The following is a 20,397-nucleotide window of genomic DNA, read 5'->3' as shown; positions in this document are numbered from 1 at the left end:
AAATGCAAAAACTGGATCCCCGACAAAAGACTTCGGGGATGACACTACGATATATGATGCTCAACTAAGATAAACTTATACCTATGAGCTCGTCATCTTCGAGATATCTGATCGAAGATCCATTTTACTTTTAGAATAAATGCAAAAACTGGATCCCCGACAAGAGACTTCGGGGATGACACTACGATATATGATGCTCAGCTAAGATAAACTTATACCTGTGATCTCGTCATCTTCAAGGTGTCTGATCGAAGATCGATTGTACTTTATAGAATAAATGCAAGAACTGGATTCCCCGACAAGAGACTTCGGGGATGACACTTTTTGCTTAGCTGTTAGTTAGGTGTTAATTAGACAGTTATTCTTAGTTCATCGTAATATCAAATCACGTAAATTTTAATAATTTTAGAGTTTCTAATATATTGAAAATATGGGATATTAAAGAGATTATAAATATAAGTTATGGCCCGGACATTACTAAAAGTAGCCATAATAAGCTACTAGCTGTATTCATTAAATTTGGGCATACATGGAGAGTAAAATGTGGTTTCAAGACCTTGAGTTAGAGTCTGAGAATATAAAGCTAATCCCATTAGCACTAGAACATAGCAATCCTTTAGTTGAAGCTGCAACGGATGGAGAGCTTTGGAATTTATGGTTCACATCAGTCCCAAATTCAGAGAACATTAACGAGTATATTTCAAGTGCACTTGAGCAAAAGTCTAAAGGTTTAGCTCTCCCTTTCGTTGTTGTAGACAAATCTAATGGAAAAATCATTGGCTCTACTCGTTTTTGTAATGCTGATCCAATAAATCAACGAGTAGAAATTGGATACACTTGGTATAGTCAAAGTTACCAAAAAACTTCGTATAACACTGAGTGTAAGTTGCTACTTTTAACTCATGCTTTTGAAAAACTAAACTCCATTGCAGTAGAGTTTAGAACAAGCTGGCATAACCATGCATCTAGAGCTGCTATAGCCCGATTAGGAGCTAAACAGGATGGGGTTCTTAGAAATCATCAAAAAATGAAAAGTGGTGGTTATCGAGATACGGTTGTATTCTCAATCATTAATGTTGAATGGCTGTCGGTTAAAACACACTTAAAGTTTAAACAGTCAAATTATAAAGGGGACACTCATCCATAATTTCCTACTCTTCTTTCCTCGCACTTTTAAACCAACCATTATACACCGTTTAGTAAGGTTTTAGGCTGTATTTTAAAAATAGAAGCTCTAAAATCTCGTTAGTTATTTAAATGAAATTTACCTTTGCGTTATAACATGGTATTTTTTAGCTAATGGAATAAGTTTTAACTATTAAAATTAATTTTCTCACATAAAGGATTAAACATGAGTAAAAAAGTATGCCCAACTATCATTGGTTTGGAATTCGATACACCTAGTAAAGAAGCTATTCAATCAATAAATAATATTCTCGAAAGTAAAAATACGGGCTTATGGGTTAGCTCTATTGGTCATTTACTTCTTATTTTTGGAGGTTTAGCTGTTCAAGCAAAAAATGGTGGAACTGCGATCGAAAATACACACATCTTTAAAGTAATATCACGTACCCCTAATCAAACGTCATATAATATATACTCAATCAACTGGGAGTATTTTTTTAAAGCATTTACAGCACTTGATAAGTTTGCCAATAATCAAATTGAAACAATTGCTGGCCTTCAAGTTCTAAGAGGGAATATAACAGCCAAAGAAAGAAGCTTTTGGAAAGCTGTTTACTCTGGGTGTAAGGTAAAATGAAAATAATAATATTTATTCTATTTTTTGTAATGTCGTTAAATGCTAACTCCCATCAAGATGACTTGATACATTTTGGTAGTGATTTGTTGTCTAAAAAATTTGAATCCTTTAAATTACGTCATGCCTCGTGTATCGAACAATCAAAAAAGAACAAGCTCTCCACTGATAGTATAAATACACTAAAAAAACTACCTATATCAACAGGTGAAAGCTTGGGCTATTTAAACATTAAAGCAATTAAACGCTGTGCTTCACCTGAATATAATGATCTAATCAGAATATTACTTAATTTAGAGGTGGCAAATAAAAAATTAAAAATTATCGATGTCGAAAATCAAATTGCTAATATTAAGTTATTATTATTTCCCATCGGGGAGTTTGTTGTAGAGCAAAAATACGAAGAACTACCGAATAAAACTAAAGCTATTTTAAATAATATTTCTGAGCTTAAGCAGCCATTTAATATGGTAAATACTTTTGAAAGTGTATGGTTAAATTAAATAGCTACAAGTCTATTGAGCTGGACTCAAACAGTTGTTTTTTTAGTCCAGCTCAACATTTTAACCAACCATTATGACCGCTTAACAAAGCGTAGTCACCTTTATTAATCTTGTGGAAACTTCTGCTTCTGGTGTAAAACACGCATAATACGAATAGTTTCACCATCAACCCAATAAGATACGAGCATTGATACTTCGGGAATAATTAATATTCGTCCTCTAAAAATATCTCTTTGAACACCCATCAATGGCTGTTCAAGTAAATTTTCAACTTTCGATTCAATTATTTGGTCAGTTTTTTCTGCTGCATCAGGATTAAAATCAAATAAAAATTCAAATATCTTTTCACGATCATTTAGTGATTCTTCTTCCCAAAAAATCATATTTTATCTCTATTACGGATCTTATTCTTTCTGGCTTCCATTTGCTCTTTAGCTTTATCATGTGAAATAAAGTTTGCTTTACCACTATCTAACTTATCAAATGCCGCATTTATTTGCTCTGTTAACCACAGATCATGGGTCATTGATTTTCGTTGCTCTTCCGCTAAGCCTATTGTCAGCTCTCTACACGCCTCACTTAATGTTCGACCTTGGCTTTCAGCCATTAACTGAGCTAGGCGTTTAGTTTCTTCATCAACTCTAAATTGAATGCGAGTATCCATAATATGTTACCTTTAATTTATTTTGTACACACAAATGTTAGCACCGCTTTTATACGCAGGCAACTACAAACCATTCATAAAAATAAAGGTAACACTCATCCATAATTGTACTTCTTGGGATGGCAACATTGTTGACACCAAACTTCTCGAACGTCATCTTCGAGATATTTTGTCGAAGATCCATTTCTCTTTAAAAAATAGCTACAAAACTAGATCCCCGACAAGACACCTCGGGGATGACAATGTTTATGATGTTAGTCGCTTAAAACATCTACTTATGAAACGGTATATTTAATAAGTGAAATACTTATTAAATAGCAGACTTAAATCTGTTGATAAAAAAATGCCGCTCACTTTAGGTGAACGGCATTTTTAATAACAGAATATTAACTAACAGCTATTAACTATCAGCAATTGCAAGCTAGGCGATTTTCTCAGGTGTAACAATTACACCATCAGTATCTGCGTATAAGTAAGCGCCTTGAGTAAACTCAACACCGCCAAAAGATAACGTTAATTCACGCTCACCAGAAGTTACTGGGATATATTTACGTGGACAAGTATCTAGCGCGTATAACGCAACTGGAATGTCTTTAATTTGGAATGTGTCACGAATGTAGCCGTTAATCACAATACCTGCGTAGTTATTTTTATGGGCAAACCTCATTAAGTTTTCACCAACAACGGCAAAGTATTCTTGGTCAACATCAACAACAACTACTTTACCTGTGCCGTCTTCGTCACGTAGTAATTTGATTAAATCTGAGTTGTTTTTATCTAACTTTATCGTAGTAATTTCGCCTTGGCAGTTTTCTGCACCACCATAGTTTTTATAACCCGCAGCTAAAACTTGGGCTTTTTCGCTATGCTCATCACATATATCCGCAGTAAAAATTGTCATATACCTTTCCTATTCTAATTTATATGACAGTATTCTAACATCAAAGGAGCGTTTTCTTCCAAAAATTGATATCATCTTGCCAATAAAATTTTAAAAGTATACTGGCATAATTTTCAGGCTTAAAAACATATGAAAGTAGTAACAGGTGTTGTGGGTAATGATATCCACGTGGTAGCTAATAGATTGATAGATCTTTCTCTACAAGCAAGAGGCTACGAGGTATTTAACCTTGGCGTTAATACCTATTTAGAAGAATTTTTTGACGCGGTTATTGAAACTGGCGCAGAAGTTTTACTGATCTCTTCACTAAACGGTGAAGCAGAGGGTTGGGGTCGAGAAGTACCACGCTTAAAAGCAAAATATAAAAAACTAGACGACGTGATTATGATGATCGGCGGCAACTTAGTGGTAGGCACAGGTAATGCTGAAGATATTGTACCGCGTTACAAGGGTTACGGCTTTGATATTGTTTGTCATCAAGTAGATTTGAATACCGGCTTAGACTCATTGGAAGAGATGCTGATAGAGAGAAAATTAAAATGAGTTTGCTGCAAGAAGAAAGAGAAATAATTCTTAACAACGAATACGTTGATACCTTTGATTTTGCCGAAGTGAAAGAATTTATTACCAATGCGAGTAAAAATTTGTTTATTTCGCATCATTTTAAAAAGAAAGCTGAAGATAAAATGCTGGTTCAGCCGCGTGGTGGTTTTCCAACTTACGAAAAGCAATACGCGCTATACGAGTTTTTCGTAGATGCCAATGTTGATGTTCTGCCGCTAACCATTGATTCGAATACGCGTTTAAATGATTACGGCACCGCAAAAAAAATGCTGCGTTTAAGTGAAGAAAACGACATTGATATGCTTAACGGCTACCCGTTAGTGAATCACGGTTACCGTACTACTCGTAAAATGATCACCCATTTTGATAAACCAGTAAGTTTACGTCACGGTACACCAGATGCACGTTTATTAATTGAAACCGCCCTTGCCTCGGGTATTTTTGAAATTGAAGGTGGTCCAATAACTTACCTTTTACCTTATTCAAAAAACTTCCCGTTAGACAAAGCTTTCCTTTACTGGAAATATGTTGAGCGTGTTTGTGCTAATTATTCTGGTTTGAATGAACCAATTAACCGTGAGTCTTTTGGTCCATTAACAGCGACCTTAGTGCCGCCGTCAATTACCATTGTAATTCAATTACTTGAAATGTTGTTGTCATTAGAAGAAGGCGTTAAATCTTTCTCAGTATCTTTCGCACAACAAGGTTCAATGAACCAAGATATTGTAACCGGTGCTGTACTTAAAAAATTAGCAAAACATTACGCTGCCGAAATTAACTGTGAAGACGCTGCCATCAACTTGGTTTATCACCAATGGATGGGCGCATTCCCAATGAACAAAGACTACGCTGAGCAATTAATTAACTTAGCAACCGTTATTGCTCGCATGGTTAGCGCTGACAAAATTATCACTAAAACCCGTGAAGAAGCCTCTGGTATTCCAACTAAAGAAGCTAACGCTAAAACCGTAGCCAATACCCAATATACGCTAGGTATTTTAAATGGCTTACCGAATGTGGTTGACGAAGAAGAAGAAGAAATTCTTACCCTCGAAGTTATGGCAATAATGGAAGCGGTATTTAACGATCCTGCTGACACTTTATGGCGTAAAGTTTTTAACTCTATTAAAAACGGCATTATCGATGTACCTTTCTCGCCGCATATTATTAACCACAATAATATGATCACTATTCGTGATGCGAAGAAGAATATCCGTATCATCAAGCGCGGTAATGTACCAATTCCTGATCGTTGTTACGCCTACGAAAAAGGCCAATGTGATTTAACCAAAGATACCACCAGCATTGTTAACGACATTATTCATGACATAGGAATTATGCAATGAGCCAGATAGATTCTTCAAATAACACGGCTAAAAATAGCCAAGGCAAGTTACTTATCGATGTCGGTAGTACTTACTTTAAAATCAGTAACAACACTGACATTGAACAACATTTTCGCGACTTTAATAAATCAATATTAGATGATTTAACCTATAAATGTGGCAATAAAATAGAAGGTTTTGACAAAAAAGACATCCATATTTGCTCTTCAGCAAACGGCGGTTTAAGCACGCTGATTATCGGTGTAACACAATCTTTCTCGTTAAAGTTTGCAACCAACATTGCCTTTAACTCAGGTATTAATATTATTGATACCGTGCTCTTTCAAAACATTGAAGAGTACTCAGTACCAAGTGATTTAATTGATGTAGTGATTATTGTTGGTGGTATTGATTCAAACCCTGATAACTTTTCTGATAGCTTGTATCGCTACTTAGAAAACTTAACCTATTCAAATGTGGTGTTTGTGGGTAGTGAACTTGACGCACCAACCATCAAAGAAAATATTAAAGACGTAGTAATTCTACCGAACATTATTGATAACCGTCTGCATATTGTAGAAGAGTCGTTAAGAGAATATTTAACTAATCTTTATCAGCAAGATATTGAAGGTAAAGAAGATATTAAAGATTTGTATACTATTACTGATAATCAAATATTTTCAACGCCTTACGTAGTAAATAAAACATTACCGTATATTCACACTAAGTACGCAGTAGTTGACCCCTTTATATTATTAGATATTGGCGGCGCAACGACTGATATTCATTATTCAAAAGACTTGGTTGATGAAAACATCGTGACTGAAAATGAATATGACCGTTTAGTATTTAAGAAGTTAGGTGTATATAAATCAAAACAATCATTAATTTTTGCAGCTAAAGCGAATGAGTTTGTTTACGAGTTATTAATGCATTTAAAAGTAACTGAAAATATTTTTGAAGTGCAAAGCGAAAAAGCCACTAAAATCTTGATGCAATTAGCAATATTTTTAGTGCTATGTAAGATGTCGCACTACCAAAAAGGCTATATTAATCTAAAATTATTATCAGTGAACTCATTTGTATTAACGGGCGGTATCACCAAAGTATTAACAGTAGAAGAGATTGAAGACATTATTTCATTCTTCTATAAAAAAATACTTAACTCTGAGCATAATCCTGCAACAGTACTCGATACTAATTATGATATCTGGACACTTTCAGCAAACGAGATAGCGGAAGGAAAATAACTATGTCAATAAACTGTATAAGAACCATCATTGAAAATGCTGCCGACTCACACAGCGATAAAACCGCCGTATGCTTTAAAAATAGCAGTATTACTTATGCTGAATTGTTGAATAAAGTAAACCAAGTTGCTTTTTATTTGCAAGAACTTGATTTACCAAAAGACTCACGCATTGGTATTTATTCAAATAAAGGCATTGACCAAGTAATTGCTATATTAGCCATTTTGTCTACTGATTATGTTTTAGTACCGTTAACAACGTTATTAAAACCAGAGCAAGTAGAGTACATAGTGGATGACTGTGATATTCAATGCCTTATTACCGACAAAAAGCATCTTGAAAGTATTGCTGTAATTAACTTTTCTGGCAAAGTTATTTCATATGATACTGCAGGTAAAGACATCCCTTCTTTTGAAGAAATATATAAGTATTACAACAAGCCTTATAGCTGCGATATTAACAGTTACAGCAACGCCGTAATTACCTACTCGTTTGGTTTATCAGGTAAGCCAAAAGGTATTGTAATATCGCATCGTAGCTTAATTGATTCCGCTCGTGCTGTGTCACAATACTTAGATTTAGATGAAACAGATGTTATTTCAGGCACATTAATTTTCAATCTTGATTACGGTTTAAATCAATTATTTTGTTCATTATATAAAAAAGCAACATTAGCACTACATCGGTTAATTTTACCTGATGATTTTTTCAATCATTTAATTAACGATAAAGTGACTGTGATCCCGGTAATGCCTGTGCATATTTCACAAATGTTCGATGAAGATGAGCACAGACTACCAACCCCTGAGTTATTTTCGCACGTTAAAACCATCACCTCTTCTGGCGGTAATGTAACGGCTAAAATGATTAAAGATTGTAAACGCACTTTCCCACAAGCTAAGTTTTATTCAATGCATGGTTTAACCGAGGCATTTCGTTCAACTTACCTTGACCCGTCACAAGTTGAAATTCGTCCTGATTCAATTGGTAAGCCGATTACTGACGTTGAACTTTACGTTATCAATGAGGACGGTAAAGAATGTGCACCACGCGAAGTAGGTGAATTGATTCACCGTGGCGGTTATATCTATAAAGGTTTTTGGAATGCACCAGAGCAAAATGCTCTGCGTTTTAAATCAGTACAAATCCTTAAAGATGTGATTAACATTGAAGGCCAATTAACCGATGAAATCGTCGTCGCGACTGGTGATTACGTTTACAAAGACGAAGAAGGTTACTTTTACTTTAGCTCAAGACAAGATGACATGATCAAAACCCGTGGCTTTAGATTATCACCACTAGAAGTTGAGTCAGTTGTTGCTAAAAACTTACCACAAATCAAGCAGTGCGCAGTGTTTGGTATCGACAACGAGCAAATAGAAGAAGAAGTGGTAATGGTTTATTCTGCAGCAAGTAAGGTCCCTGAAAAAGAAATCATCTTTGAGTTGAAAAAACACTTAGCGTCTTACATGGTACCGAGCAGAGTTATTTATAAAAAATCGTTACCGTTAGTGCAAACTGATAAGAATAAAATCAACAAAGCAGTCTTAAAGAAAGAGTTTGCTACTAAGTAAGCGCCTTTAATTAAACTGTAGTTAGCGTCATCTTCGCAGTGTCTAGTCGAAAATCCATTGTTTAATAACTTATGGATCCCCGATTAAGACATCACGGGGATGACGTATTAAATACTGAATTCTTATCTTAAGTTCCCCTAACTAAGCGTGCACAACATTCTTGCTAAGCTCTGTTTTAAATATATCTTTCAATAACGTCAATTCACCTGTTCTTACATAGTTGGGTCTAATGATTAACGCTATGGTTCTATGCGGCCCAGGTTCGTTCAAATGCACAGCGCGAAGCTCTGATTCATTATGTAATAATTGATCTAGTGCCATGTGCGGCACAATAGTCGTCCCTAATTTACCGGCAACCATTTGTATTAAGGTATATAAACTTGCTGCATTAAAGTCAGTATTTTGCTCTTGGCTTTTTAAACTACAAGCAGCAAGTGCATGCTCTTTCAAACAATGACCATCTTTTAATAACATTAATTTTTCTACGGCGAGCTCTTCTGTAGTTATTTCTTGTAGTTGACTCGGACAGCCATCTTTATGACTTACCCAATAAAAATCTTCCTGCCAAAAATCAAAATTCATTAAACCGTCAATTGGGTAAGGTAATGCTAGTATTGCCGCGTCTAATTCACCATTTCTGACCATATCAACCAGTACATGCGACTGGTCTTCATGTATTCTTAGCTTAAAGTCTGGATATTGTTTTCTTACCTCAGGTAATACTTTCGGTAATAAATATGGGCCAATGGTAGGAATAACGCCAATAGACATTGGTGTTGAGAATGCCGTTTTATCAAGTTGTGAAGTTTGCATTAATTGATCAACTTCCAACTTAACACGCTTAGCTTTATCAAGTATCAACTGGCCTTTACTGGTTACTAATACTTTTTTGTTGTTACGCTCAAAAACACTTAAACCGAGCTGCTTTTCGAGTTCGTTGATTGCAGTACTTAACGCGGATTGCGATACGTTACAAGCATCAGCTGCCTTCTTAAAATGTAAGGTTTTTTCAACAGCGAGAGCGTAATGTAATTGCTTGAGTGTGATCATAATAACTTTTTAATACCTGAGTTTAGCTGTGATTAATTTAATTAAACTTAAATAACAGTTTAATCTAAAAAAGCTATCACATAAATATCAAACAATATAAAGTTTGAACATATAAAAACAAAAATGCCCCATTCAAGTAACTTTGAATGGGGCATTTAAAATTTTATTAGGCTTAACTTATATAACTATAACTTATAAACCTAATGCCTTTTTAACACCTGCACCATAAGCAGGATCTGCAGCGGTACAATGTTTAATATGACGCTGCTTAATATGTTCTGGCACATCGCCCATTGAAGCTGCTGTGTTATCAAATAATACCTGTTGTTGTGCTGGTGTCATTAATCTAAATAGATCGCCGGGTTGTGTAAAATAATCTTCATCTTCTCGGTGATCCCAATGCGCGGCTGCACCTTGTAAATCTAGCGGTGGCTCTGAAAAATCAGGTTGCTCTGCCCATTCTCCATGACTATTTGGTTCATAACCAATAGTTGCACCATAATTAGCATCTGTGCGCATTGCTCCATCCCGATGGTAGCTGTGTACAGGACAACGAGCGGCATTCACTGGAATATGATTATGATTAACCCCTAAACGATAGCGCTGTGCATCGCCGTATGAAAATAAACGACCTTGTAGCATTTTGTCTGGTGAAAAACCTATGCCTGGCACGATATTCCCAGGATTAAATGCGGCTTGTTCCACTTCAGCAAAATAGTTTTCTGGGTTACGGTTAAGCTCCATTACACCCACCTCAATTAATGGGTAGTCGGCATGTGGCCAAACTTTAGTTAAATCAAACGGGTTGTAGCTTACTTTAGCCGCATCAGCTTCTGGCATCACTTGTATTTTTAGTGTCCACTTAGGAAAGTCTTTATTATCAATCGATTCTAATAAATCTTTTTGATGACTTTCTCGGTCTTGTCCTACTAATGCTTCAGCTTCAGCATCAGTTAAGTTTTTAATACCTTGCTGTGTTTCTAGGTGGAATTTAACCCAAAAACGTTCATTATCGGCATTAATAAAGCTAAAGGTATGGCTACCAAAACCATGCATGTGACGGTAAGTTGCAGGAATACCACGATCACTCATTACAACCGTTACTTGATGTAGTGCTTCTGGTAATGATGTCCAAAAGTCCCAGTTGTTAGTTGCGCTACGCATGTTGGTTCTTGGATCGCGCTTAACCGCATGGTTTAAGTCTGGAAATTTAAGAGGATCACGTAAAAAGAATACTGGGGTGTTGTTACCCACTAAATCCCAGTTACCTTCTTCAGTGTAAAATTTAATAGCAAAACCACGAATATCGCGTTCAGCATCTGCCGCACCACGTTCGCCAGCAACCGTTGAAAAACGAGTAAATAATTCGGTTTCTTTGCCGATTTCTGAAAATATTTTAGCGCGTGTATATTGTGTAATGTCGTGAGTTACGGTGAACTTACCATATGCTGCAGAGCCTTTGGCATGCATGCGTCGCTCTGGAATAACTTCTCGGTCAAAATGTGCCAGCTTCTCTAAAAACCATACATCTTGTAATAGTTGCGGGCCACGCGGACCTGCCGTCATTACATCTTGGTTATGTGCCACAGGACAACCCGATGCGGTGGTTAACTTTTTATCAGACATGATTTCATTCCTTTACGTTAATAGTTGATTTTTAAATACTTAGTTAGTGCTCTCAGTATGCTTACTTAAACCTTATTTAACCCGCTAATAAAAATACATGATAGTTAAATAAGTATAAGAAAATAAGCAGGTATGCGTATTACTTTAGATCAAATTTATGAATAACCAAAGCAATCAACATTCTATTTTATAGATGGTAAAAATAGATTTTATTAATTTTATTAATCACAAAATTAAACTTAATATAACTCCATCGAAAGCAAACAGGCTTTTGAAACATTAAACATTTTATTTATATTAACGAGGAATTACTCATGGCACAGATCGGCAAAACTATCCCAGAATTTACAGCACAAGCATTTCACAATGGCGAATTTGTTGAAGTAACATCAGAAAGCGTTAAGGGTAAATGGTCTATCTTTTTATTCTACCCTGCTGACTTTACCTTTGTTTGTCCAACTGAACTTGAAGACATGGCAAACCAATACGCAGAACTACAAGAGTTAGGTGTTGAAGTATACGCAGTATCAACTGACACACATTTTTCTCATAAAGCGTGGCACGATTCGTCAGACGCTATTGGCAAAATCAAGTTCCCTATGATTGGCGACCAAACAGGCAACATTACTCGCGGTTTTGACGTAATGATTGAAGAAGACCACATGGCACACCGCGGTACTTTCTTAGCGGATCCTGATGGCGTTATTCAAGTAGCTCAAATCCACGCTGGTGGTATTGGCCGTAGCGCTAAAGACATGGTTCGTAACGTAAAAGCTGCACAGTATGTGCGTGCTAACGACGGTGAAGTATGTCCTGCAGCTTGGGAGCAAGGTGAAGCAACATTAACACCAAGCCTAGACTTAGTTGGCAAAATCTAAGCCTACGTTTAATCCAAGCAAGTACTAAGTAGTAAGGGCGGACTCAACGATATGTTAGTCCGCCTATTTCATCAGATTTATGAGTTGTTAGCATTAAGCAATAATTTATTGAAACAACTCATCGCAGTAGAAGGATAACACTATGTTAAGCCAAGACATTTTAAACGCAGTAAAAACATACGCAGCAAACATGACTAACAAGGTGACCCTTGTATTACAAACTGGTGAACATGCAAAACGTGCAGAGCTAGTAGATTTTTTAACACAGTTATGTTCTGTTTCAGAAAACTTAGCATTAGTTGAACGTGACGAAAACTTACGTAGCCCAATCACTTTTTATGTAGAAGTTGAAGGTAGCAATAACGGTATTCATTTTTCTGGTATCCCAAGTGGTCATGAATTTAATTCATTAATTTTAGCGATATTACAATCATCAGGTACTGCATTAAAACTTGATAGCAGCCTAACTAAAATGGTTGAGAAAATTGCTGAGCCATTACATTTTGAAGTATTTATTTCATTAAGTTGCCACAACTGTCCTGACGTTGTGCAGTCACTGAACCAATTCGCTTTATTAAATGATGTGATTAGTTCAGAAATGATTGATGGTGCCTTATTCCAAAGTATTGTTGATGAGCGCAATATTCAAGGTGTGCCAAGTGTTTACTTAAATGGCGAGTTATTCGCGAACGGTAAAATAGACACCGCACAGTTAGTTGATAAATTAATTGCTCGCTTTCCATATATTGTTGGTGGCGATGAGCAAGAACAACTTCCTTTACAAGACGTTACAGTAATAGGTGGTGGCCCTGCTGGTGTTGCAGCCGCTATTTATGCTGCACGTAAAGGGTTAAACGTTACTATGATAGCTGACCGCATTGGCGGGCAGGTAAAAGATACAGTAGGTATTGAAAATTTAATTTCAGTACCAAAAACAACAGGTACAGAACTAACGGGTAACATGCAAGCGCATTTAAGTGATTACGACGTTACCATTAAAGAGTTTTTACGTGTTGATAAAATAGATAAAGGTGAAGGCAATCTACAAGGAAAAGCGCCAAAAGTATTGCACTTATCAAGCGGTGAAATTATCGAGTCTAAAACCATTATTGTTGCCACAGGTGCAAAATGGCGCGAACTAGGTGTACCGGGCGAGAAAGAAAACATTGGTTCCGGTGTGGCTTTTTGTCCTCATTGTGATGGTCCATTCTTTAAAGGTAAAGATGTTGCCGTTGTTGGTGGTGGTAACTCAGGTATAGAAGCCGCGTTAGATTTGGCGGGCATGGTAAATCATGTAACAGTATTTGAGTTTTTACCTGAATTAAAAGCCGATAAAGTATTAGTAGAAAAAGCGGAAGCGCACAGCAAAATTACCATTATCAAAAATGCAGCGACAAAAGAAGTGATTGCTGAAAATGGTAAAGTAGTTGCTCTTGCTTACGAAGACCGTGAAACAGGTGAAGTGAAACAACAACCATTAGCGGGTATTTTCGTACAAATTGGCTTACTACCAAACAGTGGCTTTTTAGACGGCGTGGTAGAGCGCACTCAACACGGTGAAATAGTGATTGATGAGCGTTGTAATACTAGCGAGCCGGGTATATTTGCCGCAGGTGATGTATCAACCGTACCGTATAAACAAATTGTTATCGCAATGGGAGAAGGCGCAAAAGCATCATTATCAGCGTTTGATTATATTATTCGTGAAAGTTAGGTCGTGAAAGCTAGTTCGCGAAATTAGGCCATAAAAGTTAGAGAATTAAAGCCAGTTTGTGTATTCAAGCTGGCTTTTAACTTTGAATTAGTAATCAGTTTTCTGCTAGCTGATATCAATATAAACTGGCTATACTAACTTATCGCTAACTTTTCACTTTCGTTATTAAATTCTTCTACAAGTTTTACAAATTCACGCTTAACGATAGGTTTTGACCAAAAGTAACCTTGGGCAGAGTCACATTCAAAGTCAATTAACATATTGGCAGTGGCTAAGTCTTCAATACCTTCTGCTACTGTGTTTAACTCAAGTCCTTTAGCCATTTGTATTATTGCTTTTACTAACGCTTGGTTTTTCGTTTTATTCGGAATGTCATAAATAAAAGAACGATCTATTTTCAACGTCGAAATATCGAATTCTTTTAAATACCCTAAGTTAGAATAACCTGTGCCAAAGTCATCAACCGAAAAAAGAACACCCAACTTACGAATGTATTTAAAGGTATTTTTTAATTCTTCCGAATTATCAATCAATAATGACTCAGTCATTTCAAGCTCTAAGTGTTTACCTCTTAAGTCATTATCTTCTAAAACAGACTTAATCACTTCGGCTAAGTTACCTTTAGCAAATTGCTTAGATGAAATATTGACGGCTATCACAAAGTCTTTTGCACCACAATCAATCCATTCTTTACAGACTCTACAGACTTCGTTTAAAACCCACTCACCAATGTCACAAATTAATCCAGCCTTCTCTGCTTTTTCAATAAAAAAGTCAGGAAAGATCACACCTTTTTCGGGATGATTCCATCTAATAAGCGCCTCTGCGCCAATAATTTTATTTTCTTTTAAGTCGATCTTAGGTTGGTACACCAAGAAAAATTGCTCATCTTTAATGGCTTTTCGCAAATCAGTGATTAAACTTAAATATTCATGCCCGTAAGTATTCATCTCATCGTTAAAATAATGAAAACTATTGCCGCCTACTGATTTAGAATGATACATGGCTGTATCGGCATTACGCACTAACGTATTAAAATCAAGGCTATCATCAGGTGTTACTGAAATACCAATTGAACAACCACAAATAAATTGATGCCCTTGATAATAAAAAGGTTCTTGTACTGCTGAAATGATTTTTTTGGCGATATTCGCAACTAATTCAGGCTTGGCAAAAGAATCCAAAATGATAATAAATTCATCGCCAGCAAAACGACAAACTAAATCCTCTTTTCTAACTGTCTTTTTTAATCTGTCGGCAATTTCAATTAATAATGAATCCCCCGCTTGATGCCCTAGCGCGTCGTTCATTAATTTAAAATCATCTAAATCAATAAACATTATATGAATTTTATTATCATCTCTGCTTGACTGAGAAATTGAACTTTGAAAATAGTCATTCGCCATTAACCTATTAGGCAGCGAGGTAAGAATGTCGTGACGTAATAAGATCTCAATTTCACTTTTAGATTGCTTAACAGTTTTATTTTCACTATCTAATTGCGCTAAAATTTTTCTAAAGTCTTTTGCCATAATGGCAATTGTGTAGCTAATGAGCGAAAAGATAAAAATAATTAAAATAGCACCACTCAATTGAGATTGAGAAATTTCATTGGTGTATATACCGTAAGAATTTACCGCACCATTAAGTAAAATTGACAGCGAGATAAAAACAAACAAGCTAATGAATAATTTTTTATTCCCCAACATCGCTGTCATAATCAACACACAGGGATAGGCTATTACAGCTTCATCGTAGATACCGCTATAACACCACATAAAATAACTAATAAGGCCAGTCATAATAACTAACAGTAGTATTGCAGATTGTTCAACTTTGTTTTTTTTAGCGAGAAAGGCAACACCGAGAAGAGTAAGAAATACACTGAAAATAATAAGTGCTGTAGTATATTTTTCTAAGTATAGTCTTTGTAAGATAACAAGAAATAATGTAATTTCTATCGACCAAATAAACTGCAATAAATGCTTAGTTTTAAAAAAGTGGTGTTCCTTTGTTATGATTGAAAAGTTTTTTGCTCTAGACAAAGTCGATACCTAGTTATAATTTTTTATTAACGATAAGAATAGCAGCTTTTTGAGGTTACTCGTAATAGAATTTACCTAGCAGAGCTTGAGTTTAACCTTCATACACCATTTGACTTATATAATGACCAACTCAAATAGCAATTAGCCTACTCAATGATTTAGTCACTTGAATATATTTAACATTCTCATTGGCTGTGGATGATTGTAATAACGTTGAGTACTTAATTCAAAAGAAAAAAAAGCTTAAACCTTTCGGCTTAAGCTTTTAATGTGCAGTGTGTACTAATTTTACATTACCTAAGTAAGTCTATTAGTTTACGCGGTTAACAAATGATGCTGCTGTGTTGATTTCCATGCGGTTAGTTTCACCTTTAGGTGCACCTTGTGCACTTTTAGCGATAACTACAAGGCTATCATTTGTTAATACACCATTTTCAATAAGTGGTGCTACAGACGTTTTAATAACATCTTTACGCTCTGGTACATCAATTAAGTAAGCTTCTACGCCGTAGCTTAATGATAATAAACGTAATGACTCAGGCTTGTAACATGCTGCGTAAATTGGTGCAGCTGGACGATGTGAAGCAATTTGACGAACCGTTGAGCCTGTAGCTGTAGGAACAACAATCGCATCAACATCTAAATCGCGTGCTGATTTTGCAACAGATTTAGCGATGTAAGCTTGTAAATCTTTGTTAGTATCTTCTGAATCAAGGTTGATACCGCTCGCTGTATTTTCTTCAACGTGCTTAGCAATGTTCGCCATAGTTTCAACAGCTTCAAACGGGTAATCACCGTATGCAGATTCACCTGAAAGCATTAATGCATCAGTACCATCTAATACAGCGTTAGCAACATCTGAAATTTCCGCACGTGTAGCACGTGGGTTTTGAATCATACTTTCAAGCATTTGCGTTGCTGTAATTACAGGCACTTTAGCTTTAATACAACGCTCAATCATGTCTTTTTGTACTAGTGGAACTTCGTAACCTGGGATTTCGATACCTAAATCACCACGAGCAACCATTACGCCGTAAACAACTTCTAAGATTTCATCTAAATTCTCTACACCTTCACGGTTTTCGATTTTAGCAATGATTTTAATAGGTGAGTTTTTCGCGTCTAAAATTTCTTGTACGTCTAAAACGTCTTGCTTGTTACGAACAAATGAATGAGCGATGAAATCAACGCCAGCATCAATTGCCATTTCAATAAATGTTTTATCACGTTCAGTTACTGAAGGAAGGTTGATTTCAACACCTGGAACGTTAACTGATTTCTTTTTCTTAATTTTGCCGTTGTTTAACGCCGTTGTGTAAAGATTTTCTTCATCTTTACTATCAACAACTAATTCTAATAAACCGTCATCAATTAAGATATGAGCACCAACTGGAACGTCTTTAACAAAACCTAAGTAGTTAACTTGCACAGCATCTTTAGTGGTTACAGCGTCTAAACCGTCAGCACGAAAAGTCACTTTATCACCAGTTTTAATGGTTAAGTCTTCTTCGATTTTTAAGTTAGTACGCATTTCTGGGCCTTTGGTATCAACCAAAACAGCTAACTTTTCACTCACTTCACGAACGTTTTTAATTACTGCGCGCGTGTCTTCTGGAGTTTGGTGAGCAGTGTTTAAACGAATAACGTTTACGCCACGTTTAAATAATTCACCTATAAATGCTACGTCACCTTTAAGGTCTGATACGGTAGCTACAATCTTAGTTTTTTTAGTCATATTTCCATTCACAAATTAAGGGGAGTCAGTTTTGCTCATTTTTCTTGCGCGTATTGTAGTTAATTTTCAGGTAAATTGCTGCAATAAACGTTAAAAATATGCTTATTAACATAAATATTTACTATAAATAAAATCAATAATACTTTTTTAGGTGTTATAACCATAAAAACAGTATATTACTATTAGTATGATATTGTTTTTATATGAACATTTTATGATGCCTAAACCCTATTTATGAGAAATTTTTAATTTGGAAGTTTCACGATGAAAATTGAAGAAATAATGAGTAGCAATATCACGTGTGTCAATTTAGACCAGCGTTTATCAGTCGTTAGAGAATTATTTATTGAGCATGAGTTTCACCATTTAATGGTGACTGATGAAAAAAATGAACTTGTCGGCGTTATTTCTGAGCGAGATTATTTAAAAGCTACTAACTCAAATATAGAGTTACCTACCGCGAATGAAAAAGACTTAGCGATGTTAAACAAGCGTGTGCATCAAATTATCTCCAGAAAACTCGTTTCCATTAAGCAATTCACTTCATTTAATGAAGCAATTAAAGTTTTTCATGATACCAAGGTTAGTTGTCTACCTGTGATAGATAGCAACAATAAACCGGTAGGAATTATTACCTGGCGAGACATAATTAATTGGCTGTATAGCAAGCTTCAACCAAACAAAAGCTAATTGGCTGTATAGCAAGCTTCAACCAAGCAAAAGCTAATTGAGCTGTAATAATATAACAATATGACATTGTCGCGCTTATTAGATAATATAGAGCTGATAAATTAACCTAAACGGCTAACTTTTATTGGCCTTCCTACTTCCTGAATTCAAGATAAGCATATAATGTCGACTCAAACAAAAACTAAACGCCCTAATACTTTATTAGAAATAATATTTAATATTGCCGTGCCATCTATTATTTTAATGAAGCTATCTGGAGATGAGTATTTAGGCTCAGTAAACGCTCTAATTCTAGCGCTATTATTCCCACTCTGCTACGGCTTGTATGATTTTATACAAAACAAGTCGATGAACTTTATCTCACTACTTGGTTTTTTAAGCACCTTATTAACCGGCGGTATTGGTTTATTCGAATTAGACGTGCAATGGTTAGCCATTAAAGAAGCCGCTATTCCTTCAGTTATTGGTTTAGTTGTATTGGTATCAGGTTTTTGGGGTAAACCATTAATTGCTAAATTACTATTAAACCCAATGTTGTTTAATTTAGATTTGATTTATCAAACATTAACTGACAGAAATAAAACTGACATTTTTAAAGCCATTATTCAACGCGCAAATCACTTACTGGCAATGACTTTTGTTTTTTCTGCTACGATGAATTACTTATTAGCCAAATGGGTAGTCACTAGCCCTGCAGGTACCGTTGAGTTTAACGAGCAATTAGGTGAGATGACACTGTATAGTTATCCGGTTATTGCAATACCGTCTATGGTAATGCTAATGGCGATCATGTTTTATGTGGTGAGAAGCATCATGAAACTCACAGATTTGAAATTTGAAGATATTTTAAATGCTGAAAAATAACATTAGAAATTAGATATAAATAATTTATTACTCTTAATCATTGGCCTCCGTACTTTAAAATTACTTTACTAAATACATAAAACTTCAGGATAAAAGCACATATAAAATGCAGACTAGTAGAAAGTTTCATATACTTAATTAATAATTAATACGACTCACTATTGGATTATATTACTTGATTAAGCCTTCCCAAATAGATAGCAGCGAGAATCTAAAGTTCAAGCAACCACATGTAGTGTCTGTATTTTCATTAGTCGGCATGACAATTACTGCAATAATGGGGATTATTGCGCTATTTAATCAAAATTATATTTTAGCTTCAGGCTTATTTTTAGCGTCTTTGACCTATTTCATCGGTTATTATGCTCATAAAAAATTCAACAACCTAGTCATAAGCTCGGCAATTATTCTCTACTCACTTTATTTATTAATGTTTTATCTCGTCTTCTCAGGTGGTGTTGAGAATACAGGCCCTTTATGGATATATATTGTTGCTCCAGTATCTTTATTTATTCATGGTTTGAAGCGAGGTTTAATTGATATTACTGTGTTTATGATCATAATTAGCGCCATAATGTTTATACCCAACGAGCTCATTATACATGCTCAATACAGTACTGAATTTAAATTACGCTTAATTTATTCTTTTTTAACTGTCACTTCTTTATCTGCGTTATACGAATATTCAAGAGGTCAGTCGTTCAAACATATCTTAGAATTAACAAAGCAATACCAACAACTAGCTCACTATGATCAATTAACACAACTATCTAATCGTCGTGACGCGCTTCGGATATTACAGCAAGAGCGAGTAAGAATTACCCGTAACAAAGAACCACTATCTATCATTATATGTGACATTGATCATTTTAAAAAAGTGAACGACCAACACGGACATAATGCTGGCGACGCTGTTTTAAAAGATCTTGCGAAATTATTTACTGATTCTATAAGAGAACAAGATTGTGTTGCTCGTTGGGGCGGTGAAGAGTTTTTATTTATTTTGCCACAAACCCTTGCTATAAACGCCAATAATATTGCCAAAAAGATCCAAAATAAATTAGAACATCATATAGTGACTTATCAAGGTAAAAGCATCAAGGTAACAGTCAGTATAGGCATTTCTCAATTTAAAGCTGAGCAAAGCATTGATGAAGTGATAAATCGTGCTGACAAGTATTTATATCAAGCAAAAAACGCGGGTAGAAATCAAATATTTCCAAAATATTAAACGCTCCTCATTAACACCATTAAA

General features: G+C 35.5%; 19 protein-coding genes. 12 read left to right on the top strand and 7 right to left on the bottom strand.

What is annotated here, in order from left to right; genetic code table 11:
• Positions 1-541: 541 nt before the first annotated feature.
• From KO502_RS03905 to KO502_RS03895, 3 genes are all read left to right on the top strand, one after another.
• The gene (locus KO502_RS03905; RefSeq protein ID WP_252730492.1) at positions 542-1,147 is read left to right on the top strand and encodes a GNAT family protein; all 606 of its coding nucleotides are present in this window, start codon (positions 542-544) and stop codon (positions 1,145-1,147) included.
• A 204-nt stretch (positions 1,148-1,351) separates the two neighbouring features.
• Positions 1,352-1,762 (top strand): hypothetical protein, encoded by a 411-nt coding sequence (locus tag KO502_RS03900; protein ID WP_216021252.1) that lies wholly within the window; start codon positions 1,352-1,354, stop codon positions 1,760-1,762.
• Positions 1,759-2,262, top strand: coding sequence for a hypothetical protein (locus tag KO502_RS03895; protein ID WP_216021251.1), 504 nt, complete (start codon positions 1,759-1,761; stop codon positions 2,260-2,262). Before KO502_RS03900 ends, KO502_RS03895 begins: the two co-directional genes overlap by 4 nt.
• A gap of 104 nt (positions 2,263-2,366) precedes the next feature.
• On the opposite strand, the gene KO502_RS03890 is transcribed toward KO502_RS03895, so the two are convergent.
• The 3 genes from KO502_RS03890 to rraA form a co-directional block, all read right to left on the bottom strand.
• On the bottom strand, positions 2,367-2,645 hold the full coding sequence (locus KO502_RS03890) for a type II toxin-antitoxin system RelE/ParE family toxin (RefSeq protein ID WP_216021250.1): 279 nt from the start codon (positions 2,643-2,645) through the stop codon (positions 2,367-2,369).
• Positions 2,642-2,926, bottom strand: coding sequence for a damage-inducible protein J (locus KO502_RS03885; RefSeq protein WP_216021249.1), 285 nt, complete (start codon positions 2,924-2,926; stop codon positions 2,642-2,644). The genes KO502_RS03890 and KO502_RS03885 overlap by 4 nt, the downstream gene beginning before the upstream one ends.
• 421 nt (positions 2,927-3,347) lie before the next feature.
• On the bottom strand, positions 3,348-3,827 hold the full coding sequence (rraA, locus tag KO502_RS03880; RefSeq protein ID WP_216021248.1) for a ribonuclease E activity regulator RraA: 480 nt from the start codon (positions 3,825-3,827) through the stop codon (positions 3,348-3,350).
• 129 nt (positions 3,828-3,956) lie between these two features.
• Between rraA and glmS the strand changes: the two genes are divergently transcribed.
• From glmS to KO502_RS03860, 4 genes are read left to right on the top strand one after another with little or no spacing between them, the layout of a single operon-like run.
• Positions 3,957-4,370, top strand: coding sequence for a methylaspartate mutase subunit S (glmS, locus tag KO502_RS03875; RefSeq protein WP_216021247.1), 414 nt, complete (start codon positions 3,957-3,959; stop codon positions 4,368-4,370).
• Entirely contained in the window at positions 4,367-5,737 is a 1,371-nt protein-coding gene (locus KO502_RS03870) for a hypothetical protein (protein ID WP_216021246.1), read from the top strand. The genes glmS and KO502_RS03870 overlap by 4 nt, the downstream gene beginning before the upstream one ends.
• Entirely contained in the window at positions 5,734-6,966 is a 1,233-nt protein-coding gene (locus KO502_RS03865; RefSeq protein WP_216021245.1) for a glutamate mutase L, read from the top strand. The genes KO502_RS03870 and KO502_RS03865 overlap by 4 nt, the downstream gene beginning before the upstream one ends.
• A 2-nt stretch (positions 6,967-6,968) precedes the next feature.
• Positions 6,969-8,540 (top strand): AMP-binding protein, encoded by a 1,572-nt coding sequence (locus KO502_RS03860; RefSeq protein WP_216021244.1) that lies wholly within the window; start codon positions 6,969-6,971, stop codon positions 8,538-8,540.
• A 141-nt stretch (positions 8,541-8,681) separates the two neighbouring features.
• On the opposite strand, the gene KO502_RS03855 is transcribed toward KO502_RS03860, so the two are convergent.
• The gene (locus tag KO502_RS03855) at positions 8,682-9,590 is read right to left on the bottom strand and encodes a hydrogen peroxide-inducible genes activator (protein ID WP_216021243.1); all 909 of its coding nucleotides are present in this window, start codon (positions 9,588-9,590) and stop codon (positions 8,682-8,684) included.
• 192 nt (positions 9,591-9,782) lie between these two features.
• Complete coding sequence (locus KO502_RS03850; protein WP_216021242.1) at positions 9,783-11,216, bottom strand: catalase; 1,434 nt, start codon at positions 11,214-11,216, stop codon at positions 9,783-9,785.
• 314 nt (positions 11,217-11,530) lie between these two features.
• On the opposite strand from KO502_RS03850, the gene ahpC reads away from it, so the two are divergent.
• Both ahpC and ahpF read left to right on the top strand, forming a co-directional pair.
• On the top strand, positions 11,531-12,094 hold the full coding sequence (gene ahpC, locus KO502_RS03845) for an alkyl hydroperoxide reductase subunit C (protein ID WP_216021241.1): 564 nt from the start codon (positions 11,531-11,533) through the stop codon (positions 12,092-12,094).
• A gap of 142 nt (positions 12,095-12,236) precedes the next feature.
• A complete protein-coding gene (ahpF, locus tag KO502_RS03840) occupies positions 12,237-13,808 on the top strand; it encodes an alkyl hydroperoxide reductase subunit F (protein ID WP_216021240.1) in 1,572 nt (523 codons plus the stop codon).
• Between the two features lie 134 nt (positions 13,809-13,942).
• Here the strand turns inward: ahpF and KO502_RS03835 are convergent, their stop codons facing one another.
• A complete protein-coding gene (locus tag KO502_RS03835; protein WP_216021239.1) occupies positions 13,943-15,853 on the bottom strand; it encodes an EAL domain-containing protein in 1,911 nt (636 codons plus the stop codon).
• Positions 15,854-16,163: 310 nt separating this feature from the next.
• Positions 16,164-17,588 carry a pyruvate kinase gene (pyk, locus tag KO502_RS03830; protein WP_216021238.1) on the bottom strand — a complete coding sequence of 475 codons (1,425 nt, stop codon included), beginning with the start codon at positions 17,586-17,588 and terminating at the stop codon, positions 16,164-16,166.
• Positions 17,589-17,852: 264 nt separating this feature from the next.
• Here pyk and KO502_RS03825 point away from each other — a divergent pair, with 264 nt between their 5' ends.
• From KO502_RS03825 to KO502_RS03815, 3 genes are all read left to right on the top strand, one after another.
• Positions 17,853-18,278 (top strand): CBS domain-containing protein, encoded by a 426-nt coding sequence (locus tag KO502_RS03825; protein WP_216021237.1) that lies wholly within the window; start codon positions 17,853-17,855, stop codon positions 18,276-18,278.
• Between the two features lie 162 nt (positions 18,279-18,440).
• Positions 18,441-19,142 carry a VC0807 family protein gene (locus KO502_RS03820; RefSeq protein ID WP_216021236.1) on the top strand — a complete coding sequence of 234 codons (702 nt, stop codon included), beginning with the start codon at positions 18,441-18,443 and terminating at the stop codon, positions 19,140-19,142.
• Positions 19,143-19,317: 175 nt separating this feature from the next.
• A complete protein-coding gene (locus KO502_RS03815; RefSeq protein ID WP_252730491.1) occupies positions 19,318-20,373 on the top strand; it encodes a GGDEF domain-containing protein in 1,056 nt (351 codons plus the stop codon).
• The last annotated feature ends 24 nt before the right edge of the window (positions 20,374-20,397 follow it).

This window comes from Colwellia sp. E2M01 (assembly GCF_018860585.1).
Lineage (GTDB): Bacteria > Pseudomonadota > Gammaproteobacteria > Enterobacterales > Alteromonadaceae > Colwellia.
Note: the sequence above shows the minus strand (reverse complement) of the source record. Positions and strands in the feature narration are given on the sequence as shown.